This is a genomic window from Bacillus sp. FSL K6-3431 (assembly GCF_038002605.1).
In the GTDB taxonomy this organism is placed as follows: Bacteria; Bacillota; Bacilli; order Bacillales; family Bacillaceae_C; genus Lederbergia.
The window spans coordinates 4,751,432-4,770,920 of record NZ_JBBOCT010000001.1 but is presented as its reverse complement, the minus strand read 5'-3'; the positions used below and the strand labels follow the sequence as shown (position 1 = coordinate 4,770,920).

Sequence of the window (19,489 nt, the reverse complement as noted above, 5' to 3'; positions counted from 1 at the left end):
CTAATATAATCCGCAATAAATAGAAGCTTATAGATTAATATTTTTACAGGTCTTTTTTCTCTGCATTTCAGGCGTATTTCTATCCTTTTCATCGTTTCTGCAATCATGGATTTCACATAACAAATAAAATTGCCAAAGGAAGAATCCTTTAGCAATTTTTAGGTAACCTATTTTTTATTTCCCGCTTAACACTAATATCGCAAAAACATACAAACAGTTATCGTAGTAGCACCTGACACCCGTGCATACTGGTGTGTTTCAAGACAATTCAATATTTTTTTACTTTTGGGTATTTGCTGAAGGAAACTCACACACCAGAATAAGCCATAAATCCACCATCAACTGGCACACTGATTCCCGTTACAAATCCACTTGCTTCATCATTAACAAGCCATAATAAAGTGCCAAGCAAATCCTCTGGGTTACCCAGCCTCCTCATTGGAGTATGGGTTATAATTTTTTCTGTACGATCTGTATTTGATCCGTCAGCGTTTTTTAGCATGGCTTTATTTTGTTCAGTGAGAAAAAAGCCGGGTGCAATTGCATTGACACGAATGCCAGATTCCGCCATATGAACAGCAGCCCATTTCGTAAAATTTTCAATCCCGGCTTTAGCTGCACTATATGCCGGCACTTTTGTCATTGGGCTTGGTGCACTCATAGATGAAATGTTAATGATGGTTCCATTATTGCCAACCATTTTTTTCGCAAAAATCTGCGTAGGTATTAACGTACCAATAATATTAAGATTAAAAACAAACTCAAACCCTTCGAGTGTTAAATCAAAGAATGTATTGATGTCCTTATTACTTAAGTCATTTAATTGCAATATCTCATTTGTTGTCATTCCATCACGATGATTCCCACCTGCCGCATTAATTAAGATGTCACATTTTCCGAATTCGTTATATACAGCCTCTTCCGCTACTTTTACATTTTCCATATTTACAACATTGCACTCAACAGCTAGTGACGTTCCACCTTGGCGAATGATTTCATCTGCGACTTTTTTTCCTTTTTCGAAAGTCCGATTTAAAATGGCTACCTTCACACCTTGTCTAGCAAGTTCCTTCGCCATATAACTGCCAAGCACACCTCCTCCACCTGTAACGACTGCGACTTTTCCTTTTAACCGATCGTTGATTGGAAGCATTTTGTTCTCCCTTTCTTTAGGTTTTCTAGGTTGTCCCATATTCCCAATATATACATAATTCCAAGTGCGCGGTCATATAAACCGTATCCTGGACGAGCTTCCTCGTCCCATATCATCCGTCCGTGATCTGGTCGAAAATAGCCGGTAAAACCAGTAGCATGAAGAGCTTTGACGATTTCGACCATTTCAAGTGAACCATCACTATTTAAATGTGATCTTTCTTCAAAATCACCATTTTCATAAAGTTTGATATTTCTAATATGTACAAATGGCACACGATTCATTTCACAAAAATACCTCATTATTTCAGGTATATTATTTTCAGGATTGGCCCCTAATGAACCTGAACATATTGTAAGCCCATTAGATGGACTATCAACGAGTTGAATGATCCTTAGTAGATTTTCTTTATTTGTCACGATCCGCGGTAACCCAAATACTGACCAAGGTGGATCATCTGGATGAATCGCCATTTTTATGCCACATTCTTCTGCAACAGGAATTATCTTCTCTAAGAAGTACTTTAAGTTATTAAATAAATCTTCTTCAGTCACATCTTTATATAATTCAAATAAATCTTTGATTAACTTAAGCCTTTCCGCTTCCCACCCAGGAAGTGAAAAGCCATTTGCCTCTCCTTCCATCTTTCCAAATAAGACAGAAGGATCAACGGTTTCCACTTTAGCTTTTTCATAAGCAAGGACTGTTGAGCCATCAGCCAGAACCTTTGCTAAATCGGATCTAATCCAATCAAAAATAGGCATAAAATTATAACAAATTACCTTTACACCAATTTGCGATAAATTCCGAATTGTATCTATATAATTTTCGATATAATAATCACGAGTAGGTAGGCCTAACTTAATATCTTCATGAATATTGACACTTTCAATCACCTCAAGTTTCAAGCCATACTGCTCAATTTCCCCTTTAAGTGCCGTTATTCTATCCTGTGGCCACAATTCACCGGCTGGAATGTCCGGAAGTGTTCCCACGATCCCCTCTATTCCAGGAATCTGTTTGATATGCGTCAATGAAATGCTATCGTCTTTGCTACCAAACCAGCGGAATGAAACCTTCATGTGCTTTTCTCCTTAAAATAATAATAGACTTTATCTTAAATGAAGTAATGTGGATAGTCTCTCATTAATTGATCTTTCTCAATCACTACCATTCTTAGATGTTTTACCATTACACACCTTGCTCTTTCAGCATCTTTATTATTAATTAATTCATATATTTCTTTATGCTGTGAAATAATATGTTCCCAATTGGAGTCTCGAGAAAGGCGTAGCATTCTTAAACGATTAAAATGACTATTTAAAAGCTGAAGCATATCCCATGTACGCGCTTTTCCACATCCATGAAATATAATCCGATGAAATTCTACATCAAGCTCGTATAGCTGATGGTAGTTGTTTTTCCCTACACAAAGCTCTTGCAATGCAATATTTGTTTCTAAACGAAACAAGTATTCCTCCGGGAAATTTTCACAAGCCAACGCCACAATTTCTGTTTCAAGTTTCTCTCGAATAAATCGTCCTTCTTCTACATGTTCTAAATTAATTCGGGAAACAATTGTGCCGCTTTGTGGAATGATATCGAGAAGTTCTTCTTGGGCTAGTTTCATAAAGGCTTCTCTGACAGGCGTTCTACTCACCTTAAATTCTTCTGCAATTTCATTTTCCGATATTTTCGTTCCTGGCTCTAATTCCAAGTTAAGAATTTTCTGTTTTAGTTTATTGTAAGAAAAATCTCTTGTAGAGCCCCGTTGTCCTTCTTTTGCACCCAAGTAATTATTTATTTTCTCTCACCCTTTCACCATACTTCTAAGTGTTAATTTTCATTGCATTTCCCTCTGCGTGTGTAGATAATTCTGCCGTTTTAATAGCATTTTCGTCTCCCAAAGTACCAAGATCTAGACCAATTGCAGCAAACAAAAACTCACCATTTTCATCGACTTTATTGATTTTAATGCCCTTAAGTGCATAATTCATTCCAGCGTTTTTGTTCATTATCGCTTCCTCCTTTCATTGTAACAATATTATTCATTACCACCAGTAGTAATCTTGTTTTCCGAAAAATTTTCCACACTGGTATTTTTTTCATAAAAATGTGTAGCATGCTTCATGATACCTTCACGCGTGTAAAAAGGACTGTCACTATTAAGAGGAAGTTTTACAGTACAACCTAAACTAGCAGATTGATAAATAGCTGTAATTAATTCCAATGTTTGCCTTCCTTGTTCACCATTAACCAACACATCTTTGTTCTCTTCGATCGCTGTTAACACATTATCAACTTGGCCCGCATGCCCTTCAAATTGTAATTCAGGCAAATCGTTATACTGTTGTTCAATTCTTCCTTCTAATTCTTTATCTTCAAGCGGAAATCCATTTTCTTTCGACTTTGATGCCTTTACCTTCCAAGGCACTGATACCCGGGCATTTTCCCCCTGAAAAATTAGCTGTTGTTCCTCACCATGGTGAATGACAGAGCTCGTAACTTGTGCAAGACTTCCATCTGGATACTTACCAATAGTTATTGATATATCTTCCACTTCTGCGTTATTATGGGAGGTATTGCTCATTACTGCAGTAATTTCAGTAGGCATCCCATTCATCCATTGAAATATATCAATATGGTGAACAGCATGATTTAATGTACAGCCGCCACCTTCTTTTTCCCATGTACCCCGCCACCATAGATCATAATAACTATGGCCACGCCACCAAAAGGAATCTACTTGAGTATGCACAATCGGCCCCATTAATTTTGAATCTAGCACTTGTTTTAATTTCATCATTGACGAGCGAAAGCGATTTTGTGCAACGACAGATAAAATTTTGTTATTTTTTTCAGCCGCTGCCAGCATTCGGTCGCATTCATCTAATGAAGACGCCATTGGTTTTTCAACGAGTACATGTTTTCCTGCATTTAATGCGTCAATGCTGGTATTTGCATGTGTATATGGTGGTGTACATATAGAAATAAGATCTATATCTGCCCGTTCCAACATCGCTTGATAATCATTATATATGTCAGCATCAAGATTAAATCTTGATGCTGTACTTTCCGCTTTTTCAGGATATATGTCACATAACGCAACAATTTTACATCGACTCGGAAATGTGAAGTATGCTTCAATGTGTGAGGAAGCAATTGCTCCAGTACCAATAATTCCAACTTTCAACATTTAAAACACTCCTTGTACAAATCGACTGTCAATCCGTTGTTCCACCATATGCTAACACTGTACCTAAGAAACCATTATCGATTCGTAAATTCGTTATGGATAACGGCTCTACTACTTAATATTTACTTCTCAAAGCAGAACCAACTAAAGTCAAAGTTACTTCCTGGTAAAAACATGAAAGTTATCTTTTGTATTCCTGCTATTTTTTCTAGTTCAAATGCTTGCTCTTCATAATCATCGGACTGTATGAATTCTATTATTTGATTATTTTCTCCAGAATCAGAAAAACGAATATGAATCGTATTTTTTTCTATTGGCGACCTGCCAAAAATGAATAGTTTCGTAGCACCTTCGCTTGTAAAATCCATATGTTCAAACTCTAAAGAAACATTATTTCCTATACCTTCTACACTGTTCTCCGTTAGTTCAAATGTATCTCCGTTAGTTCAAATGTATCTCCATAGATTTGGTCGGATTCTACCACTCGGTTTTTTTCAAAAGCCCTATTCTTTTTTTCAAAAGAAAATCCTTTAATATGTACCTTCTGATTAAGGACAAAACAAATTGAAGTAATACCGCGAAGTCTTTTGGACAAGCGATAGGTTTCCGCTTGATACACATTCCACTTGGATTCTTTTTGATAGATTACATCCGCAAGTAATTTACTTCCCTCTTCATCAGGCATTCCTTCCCAAATTTGCAAGGCATACTCTTCACTTGATAAGGCAAAAATCGGTATCGTAATCATATCTGAACCATAAGAACCGAAGTCTATTTCGCGAAAACCTACTTGAGTTTCCCCATCTCTACTCGTGGCTACTCCCCTTTCATTTCCGTTGCCAACTTCCCCTTTACGATAGTCATATAGTCCACCAGAAATAAATCCATAAGGGTCTTTATAGGCGGTGCCAAGGTTAACTGCCTTAAATTCTAGTTCAGATATTAATTTCACTTTCTCTGTACCATTTTTACTTGTACAACGAAGTCGAAATTCGCCATCACCTAATGCCATTACCTTCGCTTTATGGCCATCTGCTTCTACTTTAGAAATATTGGATTCAATCCCAACATCATTCACGACACTCCACCTTACTTCTTGATAAGAAGTATCTTCTGGATATAATCTTGCTTGTACACTAATCTCTTTTCTTGATTGATCAAACGCTTGCCCTGAATCGCTAATAATTTCAATCTTTCGAAGTGGTATTTCTTCCTTGTTCCCCATAACATATGGTAAATCCTGATTCCTACTACTTGCAGATATTCCCACTGCAACCTCATCTTTCATTGGAAGGGACTCAAATTCCACAATCTTACTTTTCAAACCTGGAGAAGTTACCTCGAATTGGATTGTTCCAGGTTCTAATGTGGATCCTATGATTACCATTAATTTACCACTGAATAATCTCCTGCTCAGCGCTTTATATTGATCATAATCCGTACTGTCTCCATTATCTAAGCCAAGCAAACGACCCGCACCAGATACGTGAACAGAAACACGATTATTTGCATTCTCCACAGTATGGCCTTGTTCATCCTCCACGTTAATTTCTACAAAAATTAAATCCGTACCATTTGCAATAAGTTCTTTTTTATCAGCATTCAAACAGATCTTTTTCGCATCACCAAAAGATCTTCTCACATCTGTGGCAATAATTTCATCTGTTTCATCATAAGCTATTGCTTTTAATTCCCCTTGTTCATACGGGACCTTCCACCATCCCACGAGCTCTGTTCCATGATCATGGTCAATATCATGGGTACCTACTGTACGACCATTTAATTGTAGTTCAACTTTAGGTGCATTAGAGCATACACGAATATCCATGATTTGCCCTTCATTAAAGTCCCAATAGGGGAAAAGGTGAACCATTGGTTTTTTCTTGTAGTCTGTCCATGCTGCTTGATAGATGTAAAAAGAGTCTTTCTTAAATGTAGCTGTATCAATCTGCCCAAAATATGAATTCTTCGTATGATATGGGGTAGGTTCGCCAATATAGTCAAATCCAGTCCATAGAAACTGACCTAAGGAGAAAGGTGTATCTCTTTCTGCTAAAATACATGCTTCCGCCGACTTCGCCCCCCAACTCGTCGTGCTATTTCCAAGAGAAGAACATTGTTCATCATCATCTGCTAAAATAGACTTTTCAAATGGAAAATGATAGATGCCCCTACTTTGGACGACAGAGGATGTCTCACTTCCATAAATGATCCAATCTGGATGTTCCTTATGATGTTTTTGATAATATTTTTCTGCATAATTATATCCAGCAATTTTAACAATATCAGCACATTTTTGAGCGTTTTCCCATGGCATATAATTCGACCCGATGGTAACGATTGCATTTTCTTTCGAATCATATTTTTGTACATATTCCATGAGCATTTTTGTTATTTCCTGGCCTCTCTCATCTGCATGGGTATCATAAATTTCATTCCCGATACTCCACATCAACAAACTTGGATGATTCCGATCTCGCGTGACCCAACTTTTCACATCAACATATGCCCATTCTTTAAAAAATCTCGCATAATCATAAGGTGTTTTTGATCTTTCCCACATATCAAAGGCTTCTGATACAACAAGAAATCCCATTTCATCTGCTAATTCCATCAGCTCTACAGCAGGCATATTATGAGCTGTTCTGATCGCGTTAACGCCCATTTCTTTCAATATCTCTAATCTTCTTTTTAGAGCAACTTTATTAAAAGCAGCTCCCAAGGCTCCTAAATCGTGATGTTCACAGACCCCGTTTAATTTCATCTTACGTCCATTAAGCTTAAAACCTTCCTGAGGGTCAAGGACGATACTTCGAAACCCAATATTTTGAGATACGGATTCTATTACTTCCTTCCTCCGATTTTCATCATTAGCTCCCACATCCAGCTGTATTTCCGTGATAAGCTGATAAAGATTAGGCTCATCCGTGCTCCATAAAAAAGGGGCTCTAACAAATAGGGTTTGATGACTTTTTGCGCTTGAATCACTACCTGCAACAACCCTCCCTGAAGATGCGGCAACCTCCTGTCCCTTATATATGATTGTATGGGAAATTTGTAAGTCTTCACTGATGTTAATGTCTGTATCGACTTCAACCTGCCACCCAGCATCTTGCTGTTTCGTTGTTATATAAATACCATCTGTTGCAATATAATTTTTACCTCTTATCTTCAGCCATACATTACGGTAAATACCAGCACCGGAGTACCATCTGCTATTTGGGCTTTGATAAACTACTTTTACAAGAATTTCATTTTCCCCTTCCACAACTGCATCTGTTATCTCATGTTCAAAAGAGGAATAACCGTATTTCCATTCTCCTACAAACTGTTGATTCACATATACTGAAGAATCCATATAAACTCCATCAAAACACAAGAGAATTTGCTCTTTATCTTTCTTACACATAAATCTCTTACGATACCAACCTATGCTGTTTTCATGAAGATTTAATGTATTATAGATAAGCCAATCATGGGGGATATCAACCGGTTCAAATTGCAGATGAGTACTATTAGTTACTTCTAGATTACTTTTGGCAAATTCCCAACCGTCATTAAATAGCATTTTCTTATTCATGTTTGATAAATCACCATCTCTTCATTTTTTTAAAAGTTAACCTTTATACTACTTGGAAGACTGGATTTTCATCGATAAAATGTACGGGAATATTGGGATATATCGATTGAATTTGTTTGGCTAAATATTTCATACCGGATTTCTCACTTTCGGCATGCCCCAGTACGATTAAGGCCTTTTTTCGTCCTTGCTGTACTGCATCCCTCACGTATTCTGGCGTTTCCCATTCAGGTCCTTCCCCCGAAATAATCAAATCGAGCTGTTCTTGATTATATAAGGGTATAGCATTTTCTCCCCCTCCTCTGTAGCCGACTAATACACCTACACGCTCGCACATCAATGACAAATCACCAACAACCCGAACATACGAAATATTCAGCTTCGATTTTACGTATTCTGCCATTTCTCCTAATGACATGCCAGGTAGGGAAAGTATGGATGCATTGATTTGATCCTTTTCTATATAAGTTTCCCAACTCAAACTGTGAAGTAAGCCGGTCATTATACCGTCAGGCTTGTACGAATGAAAATAATCATGAAATCGGAAAATTGCCATATTCGATTTTTCAACAAGCCCCTTTTTCTCAAGGTATACAGGATCATTTAGCCATCTATCCTTTTTATCATGATGACTATAATACATCCCTTCATGAGTGATAAGCAGATTTACCCCTAAATCCCTTGCTTGTTGAATCACATCATTCGTAGCCATAAATGTTGTAGCAATACCCTTTACAAGAGTTTCCTCATGCCCATATTCAAGTGCATCCACTGTAATTTCTATTTTTTGTACAGGTTCCATTAATTGATCTAATACATTTTTAATTGTCGTTGTCATTAATCTATTACCTACCTTCAAACAGAAATTCGAATGAATGCTAACCATTCATACATAGTAATTAAACAGATACGCTTCCTTGGTTGCTTTATTCCCAATTTACTTAGTGTAGTTTAATTTAATATCTTCAATAACCTCTTTACTATTTAATGTTAATACATAACTTAGAACGCCTACTATAAATAAAATAAGAAAATTTGATGTCATAAACATTAGAAATAATCCTATTATCATAATTCCAATATTACCAAGACTGATTTTCAGCTTTTTAAAACTATAATAGATTGAGAGTTTAAATATGTCCCTAGTTCTAAATTTAAATTTTGCAGTGATCGGGAATACATAAAACGAGAGACAAATGAGTAAAGTCAGGACAACTAAAAATACAATGCTTAATACTTGATTGGTTGCAGTACTATCCTCATAAAAATATTGCAAATCAATGATTAGAATAAATATCAGGGCAAGCATTGGTATCCACACTTTTAATGTATCTTTAAAATTAAGTTTATAGCCATAGAAAAAGTCTCTAGTAGGAGAAACTTCTTTTTCACAAACTAATTTATCCATTACATAGCAAAGTGCCATGATGGCAGGTCCAGTTGGGATTAATGCTATGAAAATAATGATAAGATTTGAAAAAACAGGTTCTAATGTCATGAAGAAAAATAAAAAAATAATATTGCAAAATACAAAGTAAATATTGATTAACATTAACCAATAGATATAATTTGAGATAACAAAAAATATTCCTTGACCAAATTCTTTACGATTGTCCATACGTTAGTTCATCCTTCTTTTAATTGTAATAAATCAATTTTTATGTATAATACTTTATTTAAAGAATACTCTTGATATTCGTTAAGTAAATTCATTTCGGCAAGCTAAACATCGAGGAATCAGGTAGGGAATAGACCCTACCTGATTGGTAACTCCCACTAAGGATTCAAAGACCTAGGTAAATTTCTGTTACTATCTTATTGCAGACAGTTATTCCTTATTCAATCGTTTTATTTGTTTTGATTTTTGTATACTTTATTTGCTAAATCAACATAATCCTGCATCCCCATGCTCTCCAACTCGGTTACAAATTCCTCCCATTTGGATAAATCACGATCCCCTAAGATGAATTCATAAGTCGCTGTGCCGACAAAGTCTTTTAAAGGTGTACTTAATAGATTTGCTTGTTCAAGTTCCATTTCCTCATACTTAATTGGCGGGTCTGGTAATACAAGTTCTTTCGTATCACGCATTGCATCTTGGAATTCAATTTCTTCTTCACTGAACATAGAATGAAGAAGCTCTGTAGTACCACCGTAGGCAATGTTTCCGCCAGAGAATCCAAAATCAACATTCAATGCTTTCGCCCCAGCTGGATTTAGACCAACATAATTAACATCATCAGTAAGAACACGTTTACCTTCATCATTTTTAGTATAAGTAACGTCTTCTACACCCCATTTAGCAAATTCTTGACCTTCATCGCTATACCATAACCAATCAATAAATTGTAGTAATGCTTCAAAGTTAGGATCATCTTTCGCCTTCGCAGAAATCATCAGACCATTTTCTAATTTAGATCCTCCCATTAGCTGTCCTTCTGGTCCACCAGGTGCAATTATTTTCTTAATGGAGAATTTGTCTTCTCCTAAAGTTTCATTCATATCCTTTCGATAATCAACAACCGTTTGTGAATTGGCACCGATTACAAATGACTCTCCATTGATAAACTTTTTCATAGCTTGATCATCATCTTGCGTTACACTTTCTGGATCAAGTAAACCTTTTTCAACAAGACCATGGAAATACGTTAACATCGTTTTGTATTCTTCTGTTGCTGGTGCAAATGAAAACTCATCTTTCCCTTCGTCATACTTTAAAGCAGATCCTAACCCCCAACCAGCCGCGGTTCCAAAGCCTGTAGCAGCTACATTCAGAGTGCTATTGAATTGCCATCTATCAGAGAATGGAATAGAATCAGGGTAAGCTTTTTTCATTGCTACTAATATAGTTTCTAGTTCATCCCATGTTGTTGGCATTTCCAATCCCAATTCTTCGACTATATCCGTCCTAATTGCAAGCGTATAATCAGGCCAAACATCCTCATGCAAACCAGGGAGCAAGTAATATTTACCATCCTCTTTCCGTAACCCTTCTAAGAATGGCTCTATATTCCACTTTTCTACTTTGTCTTTAAAGTTTGGCATTAAGTCAACATAATCACTTATTGGCAGAATTGTACCTGAAGCTACAAATGGTGTTTCTTCACCTGGGTAAGTTTTAGGGATGATTAAAGGTGCGTCCCCACTACTTATAAGTAAACTCCTTTTTTGTGAATAATCACTCATTGGTATGATTGTCATGTCTAAATTTACATTTGTTCTTTTCTTAATCTCTTCAATTAAAAGCCAGTCTTTTTTGTAAGGATAGTTAGGATGATCACTAAACATCATGGAAAAGGTTAACTCCTCCTTTGCTTTAAATTGATCATCTACTCCGTATTCTTCTACTGCATTCTCACTTTTAGGTACTGCGGCTTTCTTGTTTCCTTCGGTTTTTTCTGAATTATTGCAAGCAACTAATAGTAAACTAATGATCGACAAGAAAGAGATTAAGTACAATAGCTTTTTGAACCGATTATTCATTCGTTATTCCCCCCATTTTTAATTGAATTCAGGTAATACAGAGTAATCCTAAGTAAATCACCCCCTTATTTCACAAAAATGCTTTATCTTAACTAATACAAGATGTGGTTACCCTTTTACAGACCCCAACATTACACCAGAAACGAAATATTTTTGCACAAAGGGATAAACACATAAGATTGGAAGCACAGTTAAAACCATTGTTACGGCTTTAATATTTGCAGAAATTTGGGTAAGGTTATCTGCACTAGACGCACCTGCAGTACGACTACTTTCAGCGCCCTTTATTAAATTTCTCAAATAAATTTGTACAGGAAACAGTTCTTTATCCTCAAGATAAAGAAACGCTGGGAACCACGCATTCCAATTTCCTACAGAATAAAACAGAATCATTGTTGCAATAATTGGTAAGGAAAGAGGTAGTACTATTCTGAACAAAGTTCCATATGTACTAGATCCATCCATAATTGCAGCTTCCTCAAGTTCATCAGGAATATTTTGAAAAAACGCTTTCATTATTAACATATTAAAAACACTGATCGCTCCTGGTACTACAATCGCCCACATCGTATTACCAAATCCAAGTGACTGAACTAAGACATAGTTTGGAATTAATCCTCCACCAAAGAACATTGTAAATACAGCAAACATAGTGAAAAATCCTCTTCCCATAAGACGCTTCTTAGATAAAGCATAGGCAAATATCGTGGTCATTATCATCTGAAATGCCGTCCCTACAACGGTGTAAACTACTGTGTTTTTATAGTTAATCCAGAACATATTATCTTTAATAATAACTTTATACGTTTCTACGTTAAATCCCTTCGGCCATATATTTACTTTCCCGGAATTTATATATGATTCCGAACTAAACGATTGGGCAACGATGTTCAAAAACGGGTAAAATGTTAAAGCTACTATAAGCAATAATACAATGACGTTAAATACTTTAAATACCTTGTATTGTACCGATTCCTTCAAAATACTTCCCCCTCCTTACCATAAACTATTTTCTGTTAGCCTTTTTGAAATATAATTAGCGGAAAACACCAAAATGAGTCCCACTATCCCTTCAAATAGACCAATGGCTGTTGCATAGCTAAAGTTACTAGATTCTAGCCCTACCCTATAAACATAGGTAGCAATAACATCAGATGTCTTGTAGGTTAGGGGATTGTAAAGCAGTAATATTTTTTCAAATCCAACAGCTAGCAAACTACCAATATTTAAAATTAATAAAGTAACAATCGTAGGGAGAATTCCTGGAATTGTAATATGAATCGTCTGTTTCCATCGATTTGCTCCATCAATCTTAGCTGCTTCATATAACTCTTCACTAATGCCCGTAAGCGCGGCAAGATAAAGAATTGCTCCCCAACCTAGACCTTGCCATATTTCAGAACCAATATAGATCGTTCTAAACCATTCAGGTTTCTGAATAAAACTAATCTTTTGTCCTGTAAAGAGTTCTACAATATTATTAATCGATCCATTTACAGCTACTAGTTCCAAAATCATTCCAGATACAATTACAACCGAAAAGAAATGCGGTAAATAAGAGGCTGTTTGTACAAATCTTTTAAATTTCATTGATTTTAACTCGTTTAATAAAAGAGCAAAAATAATTGGGGCTGGAAAAGTAATAAGTAATGTCATACCACTAAGAATAAGAGTGTTTTTAAAAACCTTTAAAAATGTTGGATCAGCTATAAACATTTTCACATAATGTAGACCAACCCAGCTTTCTCCGAATATACTTCCCCCAGGTACGAATTTTCTGAAGGCAATAATATTTCCAGCCATTGGTCCATATTTAAATATGATAAGATACAGGATTGGTAGTATTAATAACGAGTAGAGTTGCCAATCCTTTTTTATAGCCCGAAGGCCTAGAACCAATCTACTTTTTCGAGGCTGCGTTTTTATTTCAATTATGGGTTCCATATTTCTCCCCCTTCTATATTCTTTAATATACTTTTCTATATAAACTCCTTAAAATAATAACTATCATCATTTCACGCTCTACACAGTAGCTTTTCTTTGTCTAGGTACAGCACCCGGCGACTTGGAAACTTCAGAAAGCATCCTACGATAAGTCAACATTGACCGCCTTTATCTCGAGCATGTTAACAAAGGATCGTCGACTAAAATTGCCATGTCCTGTGATAACCGACGCCCCCATAATCCTGTTGATGCTGTCCGTACATCGTTAACAGGCGCCTCCGCTTTTTCTCAATAAATTATTCTATCTTGTTCATCCTCAATGCCTGATTTTCGATAGAAATAAGTATTGATCATGTCACGCCATTGTTTTGAATGTTCGAATTGGTCATTTAACCGTTGGGAAATAGCTTTAAATCGCTGTTCATCCATCTCTCCTTCTAACGTTAACCATTCATCATGTAAAGCTTGTACATTTTGAACCCCTTCAAAATGAGTATCATAAATGGTTTGAATAACTGTTTTTCCAGATTGAAGCTGATGGGTATATGGCACATGATGAAAAAAAAGAATCAATTCATCCGGACAGTCGAAAAGTGAATTATACCTATCTGCATTCGGTTGATAATATTGTTCGGTATAACCTGTACCCGTCTCTATCGTACGATCTACTCCGATCCCATCTCGATCGGCATAATGATACGTACCCCAAAGCGAATATTCATATCCATCTACATTAGGACCATAATGATGCCCTGGATTTACCATCCAGCCAACACCAAGGGGAGCAGTATATTTCTCGTAAATTTCCCATGATTTAAGCATAATTTGCAGTAATGAATCTACTAATCTATCTAACTTTCCATAGGTTTGATGAATCCATTCCAATGTCAGTTCCTGCGTATCCAAAGTAGGATCCCAGCATAAACGACCATATCCATACAAATTGGCTTGTGCCAAATCATGCCCCGTCCAATTCAAATCTGCACCGATGTTAGAAACGGCCGCCAAACCACTATATTGATACTCGTATACATCACCAGCTATAATATTGTGAATTTCTGTACCTTCTCCATTTGCATATGTATCAAAATTTAATACTTCTTTCCATTGAGGTACGAGATAACATAGATGCTTTTGTTGGCCTGTATACTCCTGCGTTACCTGTAATTCAAGCAAATGGTTTGTTTTTTTCAAAGCGCCGATCAATGGTGATACTGGTTCTCTGACTTGAAAGTCCATTGGACCATTTTTCACCTGTAATATCACATTATCAGCGAATTGCCCATCAAGTGGTTGAAAATGATCATATGCAGCTCTTGCACGATCGGTTTTTCGATCACGCCAATCTTGCAGGCAATTATAAACAAAACAGCGCCAAATAACGATTCCATCATGCGGCTTTAATGCCTTGGCAAGCATATTCGCTCCATCTGTGTGATCTCTTCCATATGTGAAAGGACCCGGTCGGTGCTCTGAATCTGCCTTTACGACGAAACCACCAAAGTCAGGAATTTGCGCGTAAATATTCTTCGCAGCTTCTGCCCACCATACTTGCACATCCTGATCAAGCGGATCCGCGGTAGTGAGACCCCCAATTTCAATTGGGCTAGAATAATTGATACTTAAAAATAATGTGATCCCATATTTTCTAAAAATTGCTGCTGTTTTTTTCACCTCTGGAAGCAGATCTGTAATTAATCTAGTTTCCACTTTGTGTACGTTTACATTATTAATCGAAATAGCATTAATACCTACAGAGGATAGTAATCTTGCATAATCCTCAATCCGTTTACCGTCGCCAATAAATTGATTGTCTTGATAAAAAATGGATGAGCCAGCATACCCTCTTTCAATACTTCCATCCATATTATCCCATTGATTAATCATCCGGAGCTGATTCCGTGGTTTTTCACTAATCAACATCCCTTCAAGCGATTCATCTGACTGAACGATTTTAAGTAAATGGAATACTCCATATAAAATCCCTTTATCAGAGCCACTACTAATGATAATCTGTTCATCATCTTGTTTTATTTGATATGCGTCTAATTGTTTGCTATATCTTTGCTGCTCCTTGGTCACATATGTCGAATTTACCTTAAGGATAATTCCTGCTGATTGTTCGTCAATCGAACCCTTTTTGATATCAGGACTTATGTCTAACATCCCTTTTACTGCCCGTGCTAATTCTTGGATAGCAGCATCGATTACTTCTGATTCTTCAAAATAAGTAATCGCTTGAAAATAAGCTGAATAATAGTCCTTTTGCTTATTTTCTATTTTTCGGGCGTATTGCAACCATGCCTTATAACTATTTGCTTCCATTACTTTTTGTTTCATATTTTGCATAAGAATATCCTCCATTCTTTTATTCTGTCTCTTTTCTACTGCTTACTATATTTCTGCCGATTCATTTAGGAATATAAACTACTCACGAGAGTGCACAAATTATTAATACCCGTCGATAACGCTTACAATTTAAAAAGTAAAATAAATCTGAATATTTAAGTAGTACACTACCATACTAGCTTTTTAAGTCGTATTTTGTCAACAACAAATTCTATTCAAATGCAATAAACATGTTTGAGCTATGAAAAAGAGGGTGAAATCACCCTCACATATTAATAATTTAGTTCTGTTCTTCTTTATACACAAAGTAATCAAAATCAGCGTGGAGACTTTGTCCCGATGTATCTTGACAATGCATACCAACAAATGCCCCAGTAAAGAATCCTCCTCCTTGTATATAATCATCCGACAGCTTATAGGATGAGAATTTCACAGGAATTGCTGTCCAATTTTTACCGTCAAAAGAATAGGAATATTGATATATAGCTGTTATCACTTCAACCCGTAAATAAACATAATCTAAATCTAGCGGAATTGGAATTTCCTCTCCAAGTAGTGGCTGATCAAAAATAAATTGATCACAAGTCATTAATTCTAGTATTCTCCCTTTTTCTTCATGCCATGACATTTGCAAAGATGTCCAATTTTGCGTGTTATAATAGTTTACTAAACCTGCTGATTGTTGGAACGACTCTGGATTAAAAGCCACCTTCGTCTCTGCCTTAAAATTAAAATGCTGCCAGCGTCTTGCCATAAAAGCCTGTGTGAATTTAGACGTTAATGACTCTTTACCATATAAACGTAAATGACCAGGATTGGCTTTTAGTGAAACAGTCTTTTCATCTAATGGAATTCGTAAAGATTGGAAATGAAGATTCAATGTAGCAGCATCAAAGTCATCTTTCTCAGGATAATCTGCATCCCATCGTACCTCTTCCATATTCGGACCTTCAATCTCTAATGCTGGAAAATTCCCTCCTACAACATAAGGCCAGCCGTCTTTCCATTCCAGCCTTTGGATAGCGGTTTCTCTTCCAAGTGGACAGTAACCACGATGATCTAATAGCGGCTGACCTTCTTTAGGTAATGGACGCCCTGTCAAATGAACTAAAAACCATTCATCTGTGTGCGTATGAACGATCGAGGCATGTCCCGCTTTTTGCAAAGGATTTCGCGGTGTTGCCCAACCTGTAATAAGCGGATTTTCCGGATGAACTTCGTATGGCCCCCACAGATTTTTCGATCTTGCTATTGTCGCTGCATGATCATATTTCGTGCCGCCTTCCGCAGTTAATAAATAATAATAGCCATCGATTTTATAAATATGAGGTGCTTCCGTCAGCATTATGTCGGTGCCTTTAAATATAATCTCCGATTTACCGACTAGTTTTTGTTCTTTTGGATCGTATTCTTGAAGAACGATGCCATAAAAATTATGCTTATTCTTCCGATGATCCCAGAACATATTAGCCAAGTATTTTTTACCATCTTCCTCATGATAAAGCGAAGGGTCAAAGCCGGAACTATTCAAATATATAGGTTCTGACCAATCACCATCGATTGTTTCACTCGTTACTAAGTAATTATGACAGTCTTTCCATTGACCTTCCGTCACCTTTACATCCGTATAAATAAGCCAAAATTGACCATCACTATACGATAGTTGCGGAGCCCAAACTCCACCAGAATCTGGATTTCCGATCATATTCAATTGACTTAGCCTATTTAATGGTCTACTCACAATATGCCAGTTTTTCAAATCCTTCGAGTGAAAAATTCCGACACCCGGAAACCACTCAAACGTGGATACGGCGATGTAATAATCCTCTCCTACACGACATATACTCGGATCTGGATGAAAACCTGTCAAAATTGGATTAAGAATTTTTGTCATATTCAAAAACCTCCACTTATATTAATGTAATCACTTTCATAGAGTGTGCCATACTAGTACACAACTTTTTCAACCTTTTACAGAGCCAGCTGCAATACCTTCAACAATTCGATTGCTTAATAAAAGGAAGGCTAGCAATATAGGAATAATACTAATCATTAATGTAGCACCGATCGCTCCCCAATCAGTTGTATATTGACCAATAAAATTCTGGATACCAACCGTGAGTGTTTTGAATCGATCGGAGCTGATAAATGTGTTTACAAATACAAATTCATTCCAGTTATAGATCATATTGATAATGCCGGCGGTCGCCATGACGGGCGTTGTCATTGGCAAAGTAATCTGGAAAAACAGCCTATGAATGGATGCGCCATCCATAATTGCTGCCTCTTCTACTTCTCTTGGTAATGTCTGATAAAAACCCAATAATATCATTATTGTGATTGGTAAGTTAAAAGCAGTGTAGGAAAGTATGATAGCAATTGGGTTATCTATCAAATTCAGCTTTGAAAAAGTACTAAATAACGGAATTAATGTAGAGTGCACAGGTATCATTAAACCAACCATGAATAAACCTAATGTTAGCTTGCTCCACTTCCACTTCATCCGTGTTATCGTAAATGTAACCATACTCGCAAGCAAAACGGTTAGTATAACTGCTGCCAATGTGTATACGACACTATTAAAAAAGTATTGACTAATATTGCCTTCTACCCAAACCTTCACGTAGTTTTCCCACTTAGGATTAGTTGGGATCGCGAATGGCGACATATTAAATACTTCCTGATTATTTTTCAATGAAAAAAGGAAAAGCCAGATGATCGGAAATATTTGAAAGACAGCAACAATTGCTAGCAACATATACATGGTTCCGTATGCAATCCGATTGGTGCTCGTTCGCTTCAGTTGTTTAGTGGAGGTTGCAGCACTCGTATTGATGTTCATATTGTCTCCTCCTTTAAAATTCAATTTCTTCCTTAGGCGTCGTCACCTTGCGTATGATCCATGTAACGACAAGGCAAATAATTAATAGAAAAAATCCAATAGCACTTCCATAACCAAAGTCAAATCCTCTGAAAGCTTTATGATACATATAGGATGCCATTACTTCACTGGCTCCATTAGGCCCACCATCTGTCATCACATAAATTAAATCAAAATACTTTAACGACCCCACGACAGCTAGTACGATTGTGACCATAATGACATTCATGATTAATGGTATTTTGATTTTTAATGCAATTTGTAGTGGTGTTGCACCATCTATTCTCGCAGCTTCCATGAGCGATTCTGGAATATTTTTTAATGCTGCATAATAAATCAATATATAAAACCCTGCATATTGCCATAAAATCGGAATGAAAATAGCCAATAGAACGATATTAGAGTCTGCTAGCCAAGCTGGTGGATCATCTACTCCTAATGACATGAGCATCGTATTTAAAATCCCGTTTGTCGGATGATAAATTTTCATCCAAAGTTGTGCAATTGCCACTGATGCAAGTAACATAGGAATTAAATATACCTTTCGTAAAAAATCTGCACCTTTAATTTTTCCCGAAAGAACAATTGATATGAGTAAATAAATCACAAGACTCATTGTTGAAAAGAGTGCTAATAAAAAGGAATGATAGGCACTTTTCCAAAACATGGAGTCGCTAATAAGTTTCTTATAATTATCAAGTCCTATAAATTCCATTGAGCCGACTCCATCCCATTTCATCAGTCCGTAATAGCCTGTTAAAATGATAGGTACATATATTAAACCAATTATTAAGAACAAGGCAGGAATTGTATATAAAGCAATCACTTTTTTATTTGACATGACTCTATTCATTTATGTTACTCCTTTCATTTTTAATATATGAAAGGACATACCGAGTGGAA

At 36.4% G+C, this 19,489-nt stretch carries 14 protein-coding genes and 1 pseudogene; all 15 read right to left on the bottom strand.

Features of this window, described 5'->3' with window-relative positions:
- Nucleotides 1-307: 307 nt before the first annotated feature.
- Nucleotides 308-1,153 carry an SDR family oxidoreductase gene (locus tag MHB53_RS22600; RefSeq protein ID WP_340922705.1) on the bottom strand — a complete coding sequence of 282 codons (846 nt, stop codon included), beginning with the start codon at nt 1,151-1,153 and terminating at the stop codon, nt 308-310.
- Nucleotides 1,129-2,235, bottom strand: coding sequence for a mannonate dehydratase (gene uxuA / locus MHB53_RS22595; RefSeq protein WP_340922703.1), 1,107 nt, complete (start codon nt 2,233-2,235; stop codon nt 1,129-1,131). The genes MHB53_RS22600 and uxuA overlap by 25 nt, the downstream gene beginning before the upstream one ends.
- A 35-nt stretch (nt 2,236-2,270) precedes the next feature.
- Entirely contained in the window at nt 2,271-2,945 is a 675-nt protein-coding gene (locus tag MHB53_RS22590) for a GntR family transcriptional regulator (protein ID WP_340922700.1), read from the bottom strand.
- Between the two features lie 37 nt (nt 2,946-2,982).
- Complete coding sequence (locus tag MHB53_RS22585; RefSeq protein WP_340922698.1) at nt 2,983-3,168, bottom strand: hypothetical protein; 186 nt, start codon at nt 3,166-3,168, stop codon at nt 2,983-2,985.
- Nucleotides 3,169-3,197: 29 nt separating this feature from the next.
- Nucleotides 3,198-4,349 carry a Gfo/Idh/MocA family protein gene (locus MHB53_RS22580; protein ID WP_340922694.1) on the bottom strand — a complete coding sequence of 384 codons (1,152 nt, stop codon included), beginning with the start codon at nt 4,347-4,349 and terminating at the stop codon, nt 3,198-3,200.
- Between the two features lie 122 nt (nt 4,350-4,471).
- Nucleotides 4,472-7,929, bottom strand: a pseudogene (locus MHB53_RS22575) (glycoside hydrolase family 2 TIM barrel-domain containing protein).
- Between the two features lie 43 nt (nt 7,930-7,972).
- A complete protein-coding gene (locus MHB53_RS22570) occupies nt 7,973-8,767 on the bottom strand; it encodes a Nif3-like dinuclear metal center hexameric protein (protein WP_340922691.1) in 795 nt (264 codons plus the stop codon).
- Nucleotides 8,768-8,866: 99 nt separating this feature from the next.
- Entirely contained in the window at nt 8,867-9,547 is a 681-nt protein-coding gene (locus tag MHB53_RS22565; RefSeq protein WP_340922689.1) for a YesL family protein, read from the bottom strand.
- A gap of 230 nt (nt 9,548-9,777) precedes the next feature.
- On the bottom strand, nt 9,778-11,412 hold the full coding sequence (locus MHB53_RS22560) for an ABC transporter substrate-binding protein (protein WP_340922687.1): 1,635 nt from the start codon (nt 11,410-11,412) through the stop codon (nt 9,778-9,780).
- A gap of 108 nt (nt 11,413-11,520) precedes the next feature.
- Entirely contained in the window at nt 11,521-12,393 is an 873-nt protein-coding gene (locus tag MHB53_RS22555; protein WP_340922685.1) for a carbohydrate ABC transporter permease, read from the bottom strand.
- A 15-nt stretch (nt 12,394-12,408) separates the two neighbouring features.
- A complete protein-coding gene (locus tag MHB53_RS22550; protein ID WP_340922682.1) occupies nt 12,409-13,356 on the bottom strand; it encodes an ABC transporter permease in 948 nt (315 codons plus the stop codon).
- A gap of 288 nt (nt 13,357-13,644) precedes the next feature.
- Nucleotides 13,645-15,681 carry an alpha-glucuronidase family glycosyl hydrolase gene (locus MHB53_RS22545; RefSeq protein ID WP_445661542.1) on the bottom strand — a complete coding sequence of 679 codons (2,037 nt, stop codon included), beginning with the start codon at nt 15,679-15,681 and terminating at the stop codon, nt 13,645-13,647.
- 304 nt (nt 15,682-15,985) lie between these two features.
- Nucleotides 15,986-17,599, bottom strand: a complete 1,614-nt coding sequence (locus MHB53_RS22540) for a glycoside hydrolase family 43 protein (RefSeq protein WP_340922677.1) — start codon at nt 17,597-17,599, stop codon at nt 15,986-15,988.
- Nucleotides 17,600-17,668: 69 nt separating this feature from the next.
- The gene (locus MHB53_RS22535; protein ID WP_445661541.1) at nt 17,669-18,469 is read right to left on the bottom strand and encodes a carbohydrate ABC transporter permease; all 801 of its coding nucleotides are present in this window, start codon (nt 18,467-18,469) and stop codon (nt 17,669-17,671) included.
- A gap of 91 nt (nt 18,470-18,560) precedes the next feature.
- On the bottom strand, nt 18,561-19,439 hold the full coding sequence (locus MHB53_RS22530; RefSeq protein WP_340922671.1) for a carbohydrate ABC transporter permease: 879 nt from the start codon (nt 19,437-19,439) through the stop codon (nt 18,561-18,563).
- Nucleotides 19,440-19,489: the final 50 nt, after the last annotated feature.

Bases quoted from the DNA above. Each gene is read 5' to 3' on its own strand.
- MHB53_RS22565 (WP_340922689.1), bottom strand. From the start codon at position 9,547: ATGGACAATCGTAAAGAATTTGGTCAAGGAATATTTTTTGTTATCTCA.
- MHB53_RS22545 (WP_445661542.1), bottom strand. From the start codon at position 15,681: ATGGAAGCAAATAGTTATAAGGCATGGTTGCAATACGCCCGAAAAATA.
- MHB53_RS22550 (WP_340922682.1), bottom strand. From the start codon at position 13,356: ATGGAACCCATAATTGAAATAAAAACGCAGCCTCGAAAAAGTAGATTG.
- MHB53_RS22540 (WP_340922677.1), bottom strand. From the start codon at position 17,599: ATGACAAAAATTCTTAATCCAATTTTGACAGGTTTTCATCCAGATCCG.
- MHB53_RS22530 (WP_340922671.1), bottom strand. From the start codon at position 19,439: ATGAATAGAGTCATGTCAAATAAAAAAGTGATTGCTTTATATACAATT.
- uxuA (WP_340922703.1), bottom strand. From the start codon at position 2,235: ATGAAGGTTTCATTCCGCTGGTTTGGTAGCAAAGACGATAGCATTTCA.
- MHB53_RS22580 (WP_340922694.1), bottom strand. From the start codon at position 4,349: ATGTTGAAAGTTGGAATTATTGGTACTGGAGCAATTGCTTCCTCACAC.
- MHB53_RS22570 (WP_340922691.1), bottom strand. From the start codon at position 8,767: ATGACAACGACAATTAAAAATGTATTAGATCAATTAATGGAACCTGTA.
- MHB53_RS22535 (WP_445661541.1), bottom strand. From the start codon at position 18,469: ATGTATATGTTGCTAGCAATTGTTGCTGTCTTTCAAATATTTCCGATC.
- MHB53_RS22585 (WP_340922698.1), bottom strand. From the start codon at position 3,168: ATGAACAAAAACGCTGGAATGAATTATGCACTTAAGGGCATTAAAATC.
- MHB53_RS22600 (WP_340922705.1), bottom strand. From the start codon at position 1,153: ATGCTTCCAATCAACGATCGGTTAAAAGGAAAAGTCGCAGTCGTTACA.
- MHB53_RS22560 (WP_340922687.1), bottom strand. From the start codon at position 11,412: ATGAATAATCGGTTCAAAAAGCTATTGTACTTAATCTCTTTCTTGTCG.